Source organism: Pantoea sp. DY-5 (genome assembly GCF_019795955.1).
GTDB classification, from domain to species: Bacteria; Pseudomonadota; Gammaproteobacteria; order Enterobacterales; family Enterobacteriaceae; genus Pantoea; species Pantoea leporis.
In genome coordinates this window covers 516,034-528,824 of record NZ_JAIMIE010000004.1, presented here as the reverse complement: position 1 = coordinate 528,824, position 12,791 = coordinate 516,034, and the positions used below count along the sequence as shown (strand labels likewise).

The 12,791-nt window shown below is 57.1% G+C and carries 14 protein-coding genes and 1 other annotated feature; of the genes, 12 read left to right on the top strand and 2 right to left on the bottom strand.

Annotation, left to right across the window (positions count from 1 at the left end):
- Nucleotides 1–200: 200 nt before the first annotated feature.
- Complete coding sequence (locus K5Y30_RS16040; RefSeq protein ID WP_255606673.1) at nt 201–1,616, bottom strand: glutamine synthetase family protein; 1,416 nt, start codon at nt 1,614–1,616, stop codon at nt 201–203.
- A gap of 213 nt (nt 1,617–1,829) precedes the next feature.
- Between K5Y30_RS16040 and puuD the strand changes: the two genes are divergently transcribed.
- The 3 genes from puuD to K5Y30_RS16025 are packed head-to-tail and all read left to right on the top strand — an operon-like array spanning nt 1,830 to nt 4,450.
- The gene (puuD, locus tag K5Y30_RS16035) at nt 1,830–2,594 is read left to right on the top strand and encodes a gamma-glutamyl-gamma-aminobutyrate hydrolase (RefSeq protein WP_222212119.1); all 765 of its coding nucleotides are present in this window, start codon (nt 1,830–1,832) and stop codon (nt 2,592–2,594) included.
- Complete coding sequence (gene puuR / locus K5Y30_RS16030; protein ID WP_008104818.1) at nt 2,591–3,148, top strand: HTH-type transcriptional regulator PuuR; 558 nt, start codon at nt 2,591–2,593, stop codon at nt 3,146–3,148. The genes puuD and puuR overlap by 4 nt, the downstream gene beginning before the upstream one ends.
- Nucleotides 3,149–3,172: 24 nt before the next feature.
- A complete protein-coding gene (locus tag K5Y30_RS16025) occupies nt 3,173–4,450 on the top strand; it encodes an FAD-binding oxidoreductase (RefSeq protein ID WP_222212117.1) in 1,278 nt (425 codons plus the stop codon).
- A gap of 39 nt (nt 4,451–4,489) precedes the next feature.
- On the opposite strand, the gene K5Y30_RS16020 is transcribed toward K5Y30_RS16025, so the two are convergent.
- Complete coding sequence (locus K5Y30_RS16020; protein ID WP_222212115.1) at nt 4,490–5,317, bottom strand: SDR family oxidoreductase; 828 nt, start codon at nt 5,315–5,317, stop codon at nt 4,490–4,492.
- A gap of 176 nt (nt 5,318–5,493) precedes the next feature.
- Between K5Y30_RS16020 and hisL the strand changes: the two genes are divergently transcribed.
- From hisL to hisIE, 9 genes are all read left to right on the top strand, one after another.
- Nucleotides 5,494–5,541, top strand: coding sequence for a his operon leader peptide (gene hisL, locus K5Y30_RS16015; RefSeq protein ID WP_100396937.1), 48 nt, complete (start codon nt 5,494–5,496; stop codon nt 5,539–5,541).
- Nucleotides 5,517–5,638 (top strand) — a sequence feature (His leader region). (Overlaps the previous gene by 25 nt.)
- Nucleotides 5,639–5,691: 53 nt before the next feature.
- On the top strand, nt 5,692–6,591 hold the full coding sequence (gene hisG / locus K5Y30_RS16010) for an ATP phosphoribosyltransferase (RefSeq protein ID WP_008104821.1): 900 nt from the start codon (nt 5,692–5,694) through the stop codon (nt 6,589–6,591).
- Between the two features lie 4 nt (nt 6,592–6,595).
- Nucleotides 6,596–7,903, top strand: a complete 1,308-nt coding sequence (gene hisD, locus K5Y30_RS16005) for a histidinol dehydrogenase (protein WP_222212113.1) — start codon at nt 6,596–6,598, stop codon at nt 7,901–7,903.
- A complete protein-coding gene (gene hisC / locus K5Y30_RS16000) occupies nt 7,900–8,976 on the top strand; it encodes a histidinol-phosphate transaminase (RefSeq protein WP_222212111.1) in 1,077 nt (358 codons plus the stop codon). Before hisD ends, hisC begins: the two co-directional genes overlap by 4 nt.
- The gene (gene hisB / locus K5Y30_RS15995) at nt 8,973–10,040 is read left to right on the top strand and encodes a bifunctional histidinol-phosphatase/imidazoleglycerol-phosphate dehydratase HisB (RefSeq protein ID WP_192233424.1); all 1,068 of its coding nucleotides are present in this window, start codon (nt 8,973–8,975) and stop codon (nt 10,038–10,040) included. The genes hisC and hisB overlap by 4 nt, the downstream gene beginning before the upstream one ends.
- On the top strand, nt 10,040–10,630 hold the full coding sequence (hisH, locus tag K5Y30_RS15990; protein ID WP_101763389.1) for an imidazole glycerol phosphate synthase subunit HisH: 591 nt from the start codon (nt 10,040–10,042) through the stop codon (nt 10,628–10,630). Before hisB ends, hisH begins: the two co-directional genes overlap by 1 nt.
- The gene (gene hisA / locus K5Y30_RS15985) at nt 10,630–11,367 is read left to right on the top strand and encodes a 1-(5-phosphoribosyl)-5-[(5-phosphoribosylamino)methylideneamino]imidazole-4-carboxamide isomerase (protein ID WP_222212109.1); all 738 of its coding nucleotides are present in this window, start codon (nt 10,630–10,632) and stop codon (nt 11,365–11,367) included. Before hisH ends, hisA begins: the two co-directional genes overlap by 1 nt.
- The gene (hisF, locus tag K5Y30_RS15980) at nt 11,349–12,125 is read left to right on the top strand and encodes an imidazole glycerol phosphate synthase subunit HisF (protein WP_222212107.1); all 777 of its coding nucleotides are present in this window, start codon (nt 11,349–11,351) and stop codon (nt 12,123–12,125) included. Before hisA ends, hisF begins: the two co-directional genes overlap by 19 nt.
- Nucleotides 12,119–12,730: a bifunctional phosphoribosyl-AMP cyclohydrolase/phosphoribosyl-ATP diphosphatase HisIE gene (gene hisIE / locus K5Y30_RS15975; protein ID WP_101763386.1), complete on the top strand. Its 612-nt coding sequence runs from the start codon at nt 12,119–12,121 to the stop codon at nt 12,728–12,730. The genes hisF and hisIE overlap by 7 nt, the downstream gene beginning before the upstream one ends.
- Nucleotides 12,731–12,791 lie beyond the last annotated feature (61 nt).

Genomic DNA, 12,791 nt, shown 5'->3' with positions numbered 1-12,791 from the left:
TCCTCAAATCTCACGCACAAGCGTGTTTGTCAGTATCTATCTATCCGGATGCGTGTCCGGCCTCGTGTGAATGTCAGTGAGTACATCATGCAAAAAAATAACCGACGCGGTTAACGTCGGTTAGTTCTCATTTTGCAGGGCGCGTATTTTGCCCCAACTTATGCCATCGGCACAAGACGTTAGATCAATTCTTCCGGCACTCAGGCATTCTTGAGCATCCAGTCGATTTCCGTCGAGGTGATTAAGCGCTCAAACTGCATCAGTTCGTACTGTTTGCAGCTGTGCCACACCCCGCTAAAACGCTCGCCCAGCAGCTTTTGCAGCGGATAGCTATTCTCGAATTCATACAGCGCATCACTCTGCCGAATCGGTAATGCCAGCCCTTCGGCTTCATGTCCATTGCCCTGCACCGCATGCGGTAAAGGTAGCTGATTATCCAGACCGTGCAAAATACCGGCAAGAATTGTTGACACCACCAGATAGGGATTTGCATCCGCACCGGCCACGCGATACTCGATGCGATGGTTATCCGCATCGCCACAAGGCACACGCAGCGCAACCGTGCGGTTGTTATGTCCCCACGAGGCCTGCAATGGCACATAAGCTTCTGGCAGGAAGCGGCGATAGGCGTTTACGTTTGGCGCCAGCAGCGCCATCGAGGCCGGCATTAAATCGATCATGCCCGCCAGCGCGCGTTTCATCAGCGGTGAATCGCTGCCGTCATCAAGCGCGAAAGCGTTGTGGTCGGCGGCATCCAGCATGCTGATGTGCACATGCATGCCGCTGCCCGCGTACTCTTCGTAAGGCTTGGCCATGAAAGTGGCGGTCATGCCGTGATTTTCCGCCACCTGACGCACCAGCCGTTTCAGCTGGATAGCGTGATCGCAGGCTTTCAACACGTCACGTGTGTGATGCAGGTTGATTTCGAACTGGCCGGGCGAGGCTTCCGCCAGCGCGCCATCGGCGGGAATGCCTTGCAGCTTGGCCAGATGGTCGATGTCCCGCAGTACGTCGGCGAAGTGATCGAGATTATCCACCGAATACACCTGGCTCTGCATGTTGCGTTCGTCACTGCCCGGCGAGCACGGTGGCTGAATGAAGCCCTCGGCATCACGCTTTTTATCCACCAGATAGAACTCCATCTCTACCGCTACCACCGGGAACAATCCTCGATTGCGCAGCTGTTGCCACAGCCGATTGAGGACATTACGGGGTTCAACGTCAAAGGGAGTGCCATCTTGGTTACACATGGTCAGCAACAGCTGAGCGACGTGCTTGGGATCGGCGGCAGAAGGAATTAAGGTGCCGGGCACCGGCATGCAGAGGTGGTCGGGTTCGCCCAGTGACTGACCCAGTCCGGCGTCTTCGACGGTGTTACCAAGAATATCCATAGCGAAAACCGAGGCCGGGAAGTAACACCCTTTTTCCAGTTTTGCCAATGCGGAGATGGGAATGCGTTTACCGCGAAATACCCCATTTAAATCATTAAGAAGAATATCGACATACTGCGTTTCAGGATGGCGTTCCAGCCAGGTTTTGACCTCCAGCTGGAACGCGCTTGTTCGTTTCTCTTCACTGTGTCGCGTGAAGTCTTCTACTTCTACGAGGTTCGTCATGATCCCACCCGCCCTTTACCGTTTAATATTGGTGCGCGCAATGCTCAAAATAACAGCCACTCCACTAACATAGCTCTAACGCAAAAAGTGTGCAAATGTAACAATTCTGTTTGAGGAATGAACGATCGGTTGCTAGATTGACAAAATATTGCACACTTTTAAGGCCAGCCGCGCATTTCCGGCGAAAATATTGAACAGCAACGCGGAGACGTTATGGGCATTATTTTTGACAAGCCCTTGATTGGCGTAGTGATGTGCCAGAACTTTATCGGCAGCCACGCAGGGCAAACGGTTCACAACAAATATCTCGACGCTATCGTGCTTGCCGGTGGCGTGCCGCTGCCATTGCCGCATCAACTGATGCAGGCACCTCATCTATTAGAAAACAGTATGACCGTGCTGGATGGCATTTTGCTGACCGGCAGTCCCAGCAATATTGAACCCTGGCATTACGGCGCAGACGGTAAAGAGGCGCATGCCGATCCAGCGCGCGATCGCCTCGCCTTCGGGCTCATCACCCATGCGATCGGTAAAAAGATGCCGATGTTCGGCATCTGTCGCGGTTTGCAGGAGCTGGTGGTCGCTAATGGCGGCGCATTGTATCGCCAGCTGCATATGACACATCTGTTTCAGGAGCACCGCGAAAACGGCGCGCTGCCGCTGGATGAGCAATACGCGCCGGTGCATACCGTGCAGCCAACAGTGGATGGCATGCTGAGCCAACTGCTCGGCAGCGCCGAACCTTTTGCGGTCAATTCGCTGCATGGGCAAGGCATTCGCGAAACCGGTCCACAGCTGCGTGTCGAAGCGCGCGCGCCCGACGGGCTGGTTGAAGCCGTAAGCCTGCCAAAGCACCCTTTTGCCCTTGCGGTGCAATGGCATCCGGAATGGCACTCCGATCGCGATCCGGTCTCGCGCCGTTTATTTGAGGCTTTTATCCACGCCGCTGTCTGTTATCACAAGGAAAAACAGCCATGAATGATGCCACTCTGGCACCCGGACGTCGCTTATCGCAGATCCGGCAGGAGTTGGGATTGTCTCAGCGTCGCGTCGCTGAGTTATCAGGTTTAACGCACAGCGCCATCAGTACTATCGAACAGGACAAAGTCAGCCCGGCCGTCAGCACCTTACAGAAGCTGCTGAAAGTTTATGGGCTTTCGCTCTCAGAGTTTTTCTCCGAACCCAAAATCAATGCCACGCCGCGGGTGATTGTACGCCCGGAAGAGTGCGTGGAGATCGGCAGCCTTGGCGTATCGCTGATGCTGATCGATAACGGAGCTGCACGACGCGCGCTGGCGATGCTGCTGGAGCGTTATGAACCTGGTGCCAGCACCGGCGAGAAGTTACGCCATCCCGGCGAGGAAACCGGCACCGTGCTGGAAGGGGAAATCACGCTGGTGGTCAACGGCCAGAGTTACCATCTCTATCGCGGTGAAAGCTATGTGATTGATACCGGCTTGCCGCACAGTTTTACCAATACCTCAGATCAGCCGTGTCGCATTGTTAGCGCGCATACGCCCGCCAATTTCTAAGGTTTCGCGCTTAAGGAGGATGTCATGCAACATGTGGGAAGTTATTACGCCGCTACCGCCAACGCCCATGAGCCGTGGCCGGCGCTGCAAGAGTCAGTGCAATGCGATGTCTGCATCATTGGCGGCGGCTTTACCGGACTCTCATCCGCGCTGTTTCTCACCGAAGCCGGTTACGACGTGGTGCTGCTTGAAGCGGCGAAAATCGGCTTTGGCGCCAGCGGCCGCAATGGCGGCCAGGTCGTCAACTCCTACAGCCGCGACGTGGATGTGATTGAGCAGCGCTACGGCAAACAGACCGCACAAATGCTTGGCAGCATGATGTTTGAAGGCGCGGAGATCATTCGCGACCGCATCGACCGTTACGCTATCGCCTGCGACTATCGTCCCGGCGGCATTTTCGCCGCACTGAATCAGCGGCAAATGGGCCATCTGCGCAGCCAAAAAGCCCTTTGGGCACGCTACGGCAATCACGATTTGGAGCTGCTCGACGAACGCGGCATTCGGCGCGAAGTGGCGACCGATCGCTACGTCGGTGGCTTACTTGATAAGCGCGGCGGGCATCTGCATCCGCTCAATCTGGCGCTGGGTGAAGCGGAAGCGATTCGCCGTCACGGCGGGCGCATTTATGAGCAGTCAGCGGCGATTGAAGTGAAATATGGTGCACCGCATCGAATAAAAACCGCTAAGGGCGAAGTCAGCGCCACCTTCGTGATTTTTGCAGGTAACGCTTATTTGCCGTCACAGCTTGAACCGCGCCTGACGGGCAAAAGCATGCCGTGCGGTTCGCAGATCGTCACCAGCGAACCTTTAACGCGCGATCAGGCGCTGGGTTTGCTGCCGAACAATTACTGCGTTGAAGATTGTAACTATCTGCTCGACTACTTCCGCCTCACCGCCGATAACCGCCTGCTCTACGGCGGCGGCGTAGTGTATGGCGCACGCGAGCTGGATGACATCGAAGCGCTGATTCGCCCTAAGCTGCTGCGCACCTTTCCGCAGCTGCGTGACATCAAAATCAGCCACCGCTGGAGCGGCAATTTCCTGCTCACGCTATCGCGCATGCCGCAGTTTGGGCAGGTGGAGAAGAATGCGTTCTTTATGCAGGGTGATAGCGGACACGGCGTGACCTGTACCCATCTTTCAGGAAAGTTGATTGCTGAAGTGCTGCGTGGGCATGCGGAGAGATTTGATGCGTTTGCGAAATTGCCGCATCTGCCGTTTCCAGGTGGGAGACGGTTTAAGGTGCCGCTTACCGCGATGGGGGCGGCGTGGTATGCGTTAAGGGATCGGTTTGGGGTTTGAGGTTTAGACCAGGTCGCCATGAATGGCGACCCTACATTGTCATTCCAACGGCATTTTCATCGGGTCGTCATAGGTATACTCAAAACCCAACTCATTGACGATTTTCGAGCCATCAATCACCTTGCCCGCTGAGCGTTCAGCTTCATTAGCAAAAGTCGGCGGTTCCAAGCCCAATTGCTTTGACACACTGGGATAGAAGCTATCCCGCGAAGGATGTTTTGAAGCACACAGATTGTAAACGTGCCCGCCTTTCGGGGTTTGCAACAACAACACAATCGCATCCACTACATCATCGAGATGCACCAGATTGACCGCGTGACCGCCGTTTTCCAGCCCGGTTTTACCTGCGAGGAAACGACCTGGATGACGATTCGGCCCCACTAATCCCGCCAGACGCACAATGTCCACGCTGGTGCCGGGCAAATCGTGCAGCCAATTTTCCAGCTCCACCAACGTCTTGCCGGCGACGGTTTCCGGCTGCAGCGGACTGCTCTCTTTCATTACACCCTCACCGCTGCCGTACACTGAGGTTGAGCTGGTGAAAATAATGCGCGGCACTTTCTTCGCCAGCGCGGTATCCACCACGTTCTGCACCGCCTGCATGTAATCTTCACCGCCTTTCACCGTGCGGCTGGCAGGCAAAGTCACCACCAGCGCATCGACTGCCATCAGCGTATCTAACTCTTCGGCTTCACACTCCAGTTCGGGGGTTAGCACCAGCTGGAAGGCTTCAATGCCACAGCGGCGTGCGGCGTCCACGCCATCCGGCGAGGTTTTACTGCCGGTGACCTGCCAGCCGCGTGCCGTTAGCGCCATCGCCAGCGGCATACCCAGCCATCCCAGACCTACAATCGCGACCTTTTTCATATCGACTCCTGCTATGGGCTCACACTTCATCTTAGTGCGGGTAGATGTGCCAAACCAGCGCAAACTGTTTCGGGAGATTCCGGAAATTGACGGTTAAAAAAGGGTTGCCAATTGTCACCATCTTCGTTAGGTTATTCAGCACGCAAATGAATACTCATTCAGCAACGGAATTTACTATGACACGCGTTCAGTTCAACCACCATCATCACCATCACCCTGACTAGTCTTTCAGGCGATGTGTGCTGGGAGACGATTAGGATCTTCCAGTGGTGCGAACGCAAAGAGAGCCCCCGGAAGATCATCTTCCGGGGGTTTTTTTATGGGCGAACGCCAACCAATACGTTCAGACAGGATTGAATAAGAGGACAGGAACCATGTTAGATAACACCCGTATTCGCATAGCTATGCAGAAATCTGGCCGTTTAAGTGATGAATCACGCGAACTGCTCGCACGCTGCGGTATCAAAATTAACCTTCAGCAGCAGCGTCTGATTGCGTTTGCGGAGAACATGCCGATCGACATCCTGCGTGTGCGCGATGACGATATCCCTGGCCTGGTAATGGATGGCGTGGTCGATCTCGGTATCGTCGGTGAAAACGTGCTGGAAGAGGAGCTGCTGAACCGTCGTGCTCAGGGCGAAGATCCGCGTTACTTCACGCTGCGTCGTCTGGATTTCGGCGGTTGTCGCCTGTCGCTAGCGATGCCGGTTGATGAAGAGTACACCGGCCCGCAATGCCTGAATAACGCCCGCATCGCCACCTCTTATCCACACCTGCTGAAGAAATACCTTGATAAACAAGGCGTCGCCTTTAAATCTTGCCTGCTGAACGGATCGGTTGAAGTCGCACCACGCGCTGGTTTGGCCGATGCGATTTGTGACCTGGTTTCAACCGGCGCCACGCTGGAAGCCAACGGCCTGCGCGAAGTGGAAGTGATCTACCGCTCTAAAGCGGTGCTGATTCAGCGCGATGGCGAACTGCCGGCCGCCAAGCAAGAGCTGGTCGACAAAATGATGACGCGTATTCAGGGCGTAATTAAAGCGCGTGAATCCAAGTACATCATGCTGCACGCGCCAAGCGAGCGCCTGGATGAAGTGATTGCGTTGCTGCCGGGCGCTGAGCGTCCAACCGTGCTGCCGCTGGCTGGGGATGTGAGCCGCGTGGCGATGCACATGGTGAGCAGCGAAACGCTGTTCTGGGAAACCATGGAAAAGCTGAAGTCGCTGGGTGCCAGCTCGATCCTAGTGCTGCCAATTGAAAAAATGTTGGAGTAATACGATGAGCACGCTGATGACACCCATTGATTGGCAGCAATGCAGCGCAGAGCAACAGCAAGCGCTGCTGATGCGTCCGGCGATTTCGGCTTCAGAAACTATCAGCCAGATCGTGCGCGACGTATTAGTGCAAGTGAAAGAGAGCGGCGATGCGGCGCTACGTGAATTTAGCGCGCGCTTCGATAAAGCGCAGGTGGATAACCTGCGCGTCAGCGCCGAAGAGATGCAAGCGGCCAGCGATCGTCTGAGTGACACGCTGAAGCAGGCGATGGCCGTGGCCGTGAGTAATATCGAGACCTTCCACAACGCGCAGGTTCTGGCGGAAGTAGATGTGGAAACTCAGCCTGGCGTGCGCTGCCAGCAGATTACCCGTCCGGTGAAATCGGTGGGTTTGTACATTCCGGGCGGTTCCGCCCCGCTGTTCTCAACTGTATTGATGCTGGCGACACCAGCACGCATCGCCGGTTGCGGTCGCGTGGTGCTGTGCTCGCCGCCGCCGATTGCCGATGAAATTCTTTACGCGGCACAGCTGTGTGGCTTGAAAGAGGTGTTTCAGGTGGGCGGTTCACAAGCCATCGCCGCCCTCGCCTTCGGCACCGAAACCGTGCCGAAAGTGGACAAGATTTTTGGCCCAGGCAACGCGTATGTCACCGAAGCCAAACGTCAGGTCAGCCAGCGTTTAGATGGCGCGGCAATTGATATGCCAGCCGGTCCATCGGAAGTGCTGGTGATTGCCGATGAAGGCGCCACGCCCGCGTTCGTGGCATCCGATTTGCTGTCGCAGGCGGAACACGGCCCGGATTCGCAGGTGATTCTGCTGACGCCATCGCTGCAACTGGCCGAAGGCGTGGCGCAAGCGGTTGAAGAGCAACTGGCGCAGCTGCCGCGTGCGGCTACCGCGCGTCAGGCGTTAGCGAGCAGCCGCCTGATTGTGCTGCGCGATTTGGAGCAGTGCATCGAGATCTCCAACCTGTACGGCCCGGAGCACCTGATCATTCAGACGCGTCAGCCGCGCGACCTGGTCGAAAGCATAACCAGCGCCGGTTCGGTATTCCTTGGCGACTGGTCCCCGGAATCGGCGGGCGATTACGCGTCCGGCACTAATCACGTGCTGCCGACCTACGGCTACACCGCGACCTGTTCCAGCCTTGGCCTGGCCGATTTCCAGAAACGTATGACGGTGCAAGAGCTGACGCCGCAAGGCTTCCTCAATCTTGCCGCGACGATTGAAACGCTGGCCGCCGCCGAGCAGCTGGAAGCCCACAAAAATGCCGTTACCCTGCGTGTTGCCGCGCTGAAGGAGCAAGCATGAGCCTGAATATTGAAGAGTTGGCGCGCGCCAACGTGCGAGCGCTGACGCCGTATCAATCGGCGCGTCGTCTGGGTGGTAACGGTGATGTGTGGCTGAATGCCAACGAATTCCCGTTGCCGGTGCCGTTTGAGCTGTCGCAGCAGACGCTGAACCGCTATCCGGAATGCCAGCCAAAGATTGTCATTGAGCGCTACGCCGCTTACGCCGGTTTGACGCCGGAGCAGGTTCTGGTCAGCCGCGGTGCGGATGAAGGTATCGAACTGCTGATGCGCGCGTTTTGCGAGCCGGGCAAAGATGCGATTCTGTTCTGCCCGCCAACCTACGGCATGTACAGCGTCAGCGCCGAAACCATCGGCATTGAATACCGCACCGTGGCGGCACTCGATGACTGGCAGCTGAACTTGCCAGCGATTGCTGACCAGCTCGACGGCGTGAAAGTCGTCTATATGTGCAGCCCGAATAATCCGACCGGCAACCTGATCAATCAGGATGATATCCGCGAACTGCTGGCGATGACCGCCGGTAAAGCGCTGGTGGTGGCCGATGAAGCCTATATCGAGTTCTGCCCGGACGCGACGCTGGCGGGCTGGCTGCAGGAATATCCGCACTTAGTGATTCTGCGCACGCTGTCGAAAGCCTTTGCGCTGGCCGGTTTGCGCTGCGGCTTTACCCTGGCGAACCCGCCGGTGATCGATCTGCTGATGAAGGTGATTGCGCCCTATCCGCTGGCGACGCCGGTGGCGGATGTGGCTGGACAAGCGCTGAGCGAGCAAGGCATTGCGCTGATGCGTCAACACGTTGCCGAGTTGAACGCCAATCGTGCCTGGCTGTTTGAACAGCTGCCGCAGATAAGCGTGGTGCAGCAGGTGTTCCCGAGTGAAACCAATTACATTCTGGCGCGCTTCACTGATTCGCCAAAAGTGTTTAAAACGCTGTGGGATCAAGGCATTATTCTGCGCGACCAAAACAAAAACCCCGGCCTTGCGGGATGCCTGCGCATCTCCATCGGCACCCGTGAAGAGTGCGAGCGCCTGATCGCCGCGCTGCAAGCCTTATCAGTGGAGCAAGCATGAGTCAGAAGATCCTTTTTATCGACCGCGACGGCACCATCATTTCTGAGCCACCGACTGATTATCAGGTGGATCGCATGGAGAAGCTGGCGTTTGAGAAGAACGCCATTCCGGCGCTGCTGGCGTTGCAGGCAGCGGGCTATCAGCTAGTGATGATCACTAATCAGGATGGCCTCGGCACCGACAGCTTCCCGCAGGCGGATTTTGACGGCCCGCACAACCTGATGATGCAGATTCTCCGCTCACAAGGCGTGAATTTCAGCGACATCCTGATCTGCCCGCACATGCCGGAAGATAACTGCGATTGCCGCAAGCCAAAGACCAAAATGGTGGAAGCCTGGCTGGCCGCCGGTGCGCTCGATACCGCCAACAGCTACGTGATTGGCGATCGTCTCACCGATATCCAGCTGGCGCAGAACATGGGCATTCAGGGCCTGCGTTACGGCGCGGAAGGCGAAGATTGGGATGCGATTCAGGCGCGCCTGACCCAGCGCGATCGTTACGCGCTGGTGCAACGCAACACCAAAGAGACGCAGATCAAAGTCGAAGTGTGGCTGGATCGTGAAGGCGGCAGCAAAATTAACACCGGCGTCGGCTTCTTTGATCACATGCTGGACCAGATTGCGGTGCACGGTGGCTTCCGCATGAACATTGATGTGAAAGGCGATCTCTACATCGACGATCACCACACCGTGGAAGATACCGGTCTGGCGCTCGGCGAAGCGCTGCTGAAAGCGCTGGGCGACAAACGTGGCATCGGCCGCTTCGGCTTTGTGCTGCCCATGGATGAGTGCCTGGCGCGCTGCGCGCTGGACATCTCCGGCCGTCCGCACATCGAATTCAAAGCCGAGTTCAGCTACCAGCGCGTCGGCGATCTCAGCACCGAGATGGTCGAGCACTTCTTCAGCTCGCTCTCCTACGCGATGATGAGCACGCTGCACCTGAAAACCAAAGGCCGTAACGATCACCATCGTGTGGAAAGCCTGTTCAAAGCCTTTGGCCGCACGCTGCGCCAGGCGATTCGCGTGGAAGGCAACACCTTGCCGAGCTCGAAAGGAGTGCTGTGATGAACGTGGTGATCCTCGATACCGGCTGCGCCAACCTGTCGTCGGTGAAGTGGGCGATTGAGCGCCTCGGCTACACGCCGCAGGTGAGCCGCGACCCGGATGTGGTGCTGCATGCTGACAAGCTGCTGCTGCCTGGCGTGGGCACCGCGCAGGCGGCGATGAATCAGCTGCAGGAGCGCGATCTCATCGACTTAATCAAAGCCTGTACTCAGCCGGTGCTCGGTATTTGCCTCGGCATGCAGCTGCTCGGTCGCGGTAGCGATGAGAACGGCGGCGTCACCACGCTCGGCCTTGTTGATGAGCCCGTCACCCTGATGGACACGCAGGATTTACCGCTGCCGCACATGGGCTGGAACCAGATCACCGCTAAAGCCGGCCACCATCTGTTCCGCGACATTCCCGATGGCAGCTACTTCTACTTCGTGCACAGCTACGCCATGCCGGTGAATGCCGCCACCATCGCCCAGTGCGATTACGGCTATCCGTTCACCGCTGCCCTGCAAAAAGATAACTTCTTCGGCGTGCAGTTTCACCCGGAGCGTTCGGGCAAAGCCGGCGCGCAGCTGCTGAAAAATTTCCTGGAGATGTGATGATTATCCCCGCATTAGATTTAATCGACGGCAAAGTGGTGCGCCTGCATCAGGGCGACTATGGCCAGCAGCGCGATTACGGTAGCGATCCGCTGCCGCGCTTACAGGATTACCAACGCCAGGGCGCTGAAGTGCTGCATCTGGTGGATTTGACCGGCGCGAAAGATCCGGCCAAACGTCAGATTCCCCTGCTCACCACCTTACTGCGCGGCGTGACCGTGCCGGTGCAGGTTGGCGGCGGCATCCGCCATCGCGATGACATAGCGGCGCTGCTGGCAGCGGGTGCCACACGCGTGGTGGTCGGTTCCACCGCGGTGAAGCAACCGGAAGAAGTGAAAAGCTGGTTTAACGAGTTTGGCGCCGACGCCATCGTGCTGGCATTAGATGTGCGCATTGATGCCAATAATCGCAAAGAGGTGGCGATCAGCGGCTGGCAGGAAGCGGCAGGCGTGACGCTGGAAGAGGTGATTGGTTGGTATCAGCCGGTTGGCCTTAAGCATGTACTATGCACCGATATCTCGCGCGACGGCACGCTGAGCGGCTCCAACGTCGAACTGTATAAAGCAGTGTCTGCGGCCTTCCCGGACATCGCTTTCCAGTCTTCGGGCGGCATCGGTTCGCTGGATGACATCGCGGCGTTACGCGGCAGCGGCGCACAAGGCGTGATCGTTGGTCGCGCGTTACTGGAAGATAAATTCACGGTTGCGGAGGCGATTGCATGTTGGCAAAACGGATAATTCCTTGTCTCGATGTGCGTGACGGGCAAGTGGTGAAAGGCGTTCAGTTCCGCAACCACGAAATCATCGGCGACATCGTGCCGCTGGCGCAGCGCTATGCGCAGGAAGGTGCGGACGAGCTGGTGTTCTACGATATCACCGCCTCATCAGATGGCCGCGTCGTGGACAAAAGCTGGGTGTCGCGCGTGGCGGAAGTGATCGATATTCCTTTCTGCGTGGCGGGCGGCATCAAGAGCGAAGAAGACGCGGCGCGCATTCTGCAGTTTGGTGCCGACAAGATTTCCATCAACTCGCCGGCCTTAGCCGATCCGACGCTGATTACGCGTCTGGCCGATCGCTTTGGCGTGCAGTGCATCGTGGTGGGCATCGATACCTGGTTTGACGAAGTGAGCGGCAAATATCACGTCAATCAGTACACCGGCGACGAAGCGCGCACCAAAGTAACTACGTGGGAAACTCTGGATTGGGTGCAGGAAGTGCAGAAGCTGGGCGCAGGCGAAATCGTCCTCAACATGATGAACCAGGATGGCGTGCGTAACGGCTACGATCTGGTGCAGCTGAAGAAAGTGCGCGATGTCTGCAAAGTGCCGCTGATCGCCTCCGGCGGCGCAGGCACGATGCCGCACTTCCTCGACGCCTTTGAGCAGGCGAACGTCGATGGCGCGCTGGCGGCTTCGGTGTTTCACAAACAAATTATCAATATCAGCGAGTTGAAAAACTTCCTGATCGACAACGGTGTGGAGATTCGCGCGTGTTAACTGCAGAACAACTGGCCAGGCTGGATTGGGTCAAAACCGCGGGCATGATGCCCGTTATCGTCCAGCACAACGTTTCCGGCGAAGTGCTGATGCACGGTTATATGAATGAAGAAGCGCTGCAAAAAACCCTCAGCGAGGGCAACGTCACCTTCTTCTCTCGCACCAAAAACCGTTTATGGACCAAAGGCGAAACCTCGGGCCACTTCCTGCAAGTGGCGAGCATTACGCCGGACTGCGACAACGACACGCTGCTGGTGCTGGCTAATCCGATTGGCCCAACCTGCCATCTCGGCACTTCCAGCTGCTTCTCACCGGCTGCGCCAGACTGGACGTTCCTCTATCAGCTCGAGCAGCTGCTGGCGTCACGCAAAAGCGCCGATCCGGAGAGTTCGTACACCGCGAAGCTTTATGCCAGCGGCACCAAGCGCATCGCGCAGAAAGTGGGTGAAGAAGGAGTGGAAACGGCGTTGGCGGCAACGGTTAACGATCGTCACGAGCTGACCAATGAAGCGTCTGATTTGCTGTATCACCTGATGGTGCTGCTGCAGGATCAGGAGCTGGATTTGAGCACTATCATCAATAATCTGCGCGCGCGTCATAAATAACGTTTCGTAGGGTCGCCATTCATGGCGACCAATGTTCCAGGTGCGCATGAATGCGCACCCT

Coding starts and splice junctions, on each gene's coding strand:
- K5Y30_RS16025 (WP_222212117.1), top strand. CDS start 3,173: ATGCAACATGTGGGAAGTTATTACGCCGCTACCGCCAACGCCCATGAG.
- hisG (WP_008104821.1), top strand. CDS start 5,692: ATGTTAGATAACACCCGTATTCGCATAGCTATGCAGAAATCTGGCCGT.
- hisA (WP_222212109.1), top strand. CDS start 10,630: ATGATTATCCCCGCATTAGATTTAATCGACGGCAAAGTGGTGCGCCTG.
- hisB (WP_192233424.1), top strand. CDS start 8,973: ATGAGTCAGAAGATCCTTTTTATCGACCGCGACGGCACCATCATTTCT.
- hisH (WP_101763389.1), top strand. CDS start 10,040: ATGAACGTGGTGATCCTCGATACCGGCTGCGCCAACCTGTCGTCGGTG.
- hisD (WP_222212113.1), top strand. CDS start 6,596: ATGAGCACGCTGATGACACCCATTGATTGGCAGCAATGCAGCGCAGAG.
- K5Y30_RS16020 (WP_222212115.1), bottom strand. CDS start 5,317: ATGAAAAAGGTCGCGATTGTAGGTCTGGGATGGCTGGGTATGCCGCTG.
- puuR (WP_008104818.1), top strand. CDS start 2,591: ATGAATGATGCCACTCTGGCACCCGGACGTCGCTTATCGCAGATCCGG.
- hisF (WP_222212107.1), top strand. CDS start 11,349: ATGTTGGCAAAACGGATAATTCCTTGTCTCGATGTGCGTGACGGGCAA.
- K5Y30_RS16040 (WP_255606673.1), bottom strand. CDS start 1,616: ATGACGAACCTCGTAGAAGTAGAAGACTTCACGCGACACAGTGAAGAG.
- hisC (WP_222212111.1), top strand. CDS start 7,900: ATGAGCCTGAATATTGAAGAGTTGGCGCGCGCCAACGTGCGAGCGCTG.
- puuD (WP_222212119.1), top strand. CDS start 1,830: ATGGGCATTATTTTTGACAAGCCCTTGATTGGCGTAGTGATGTGCCAG.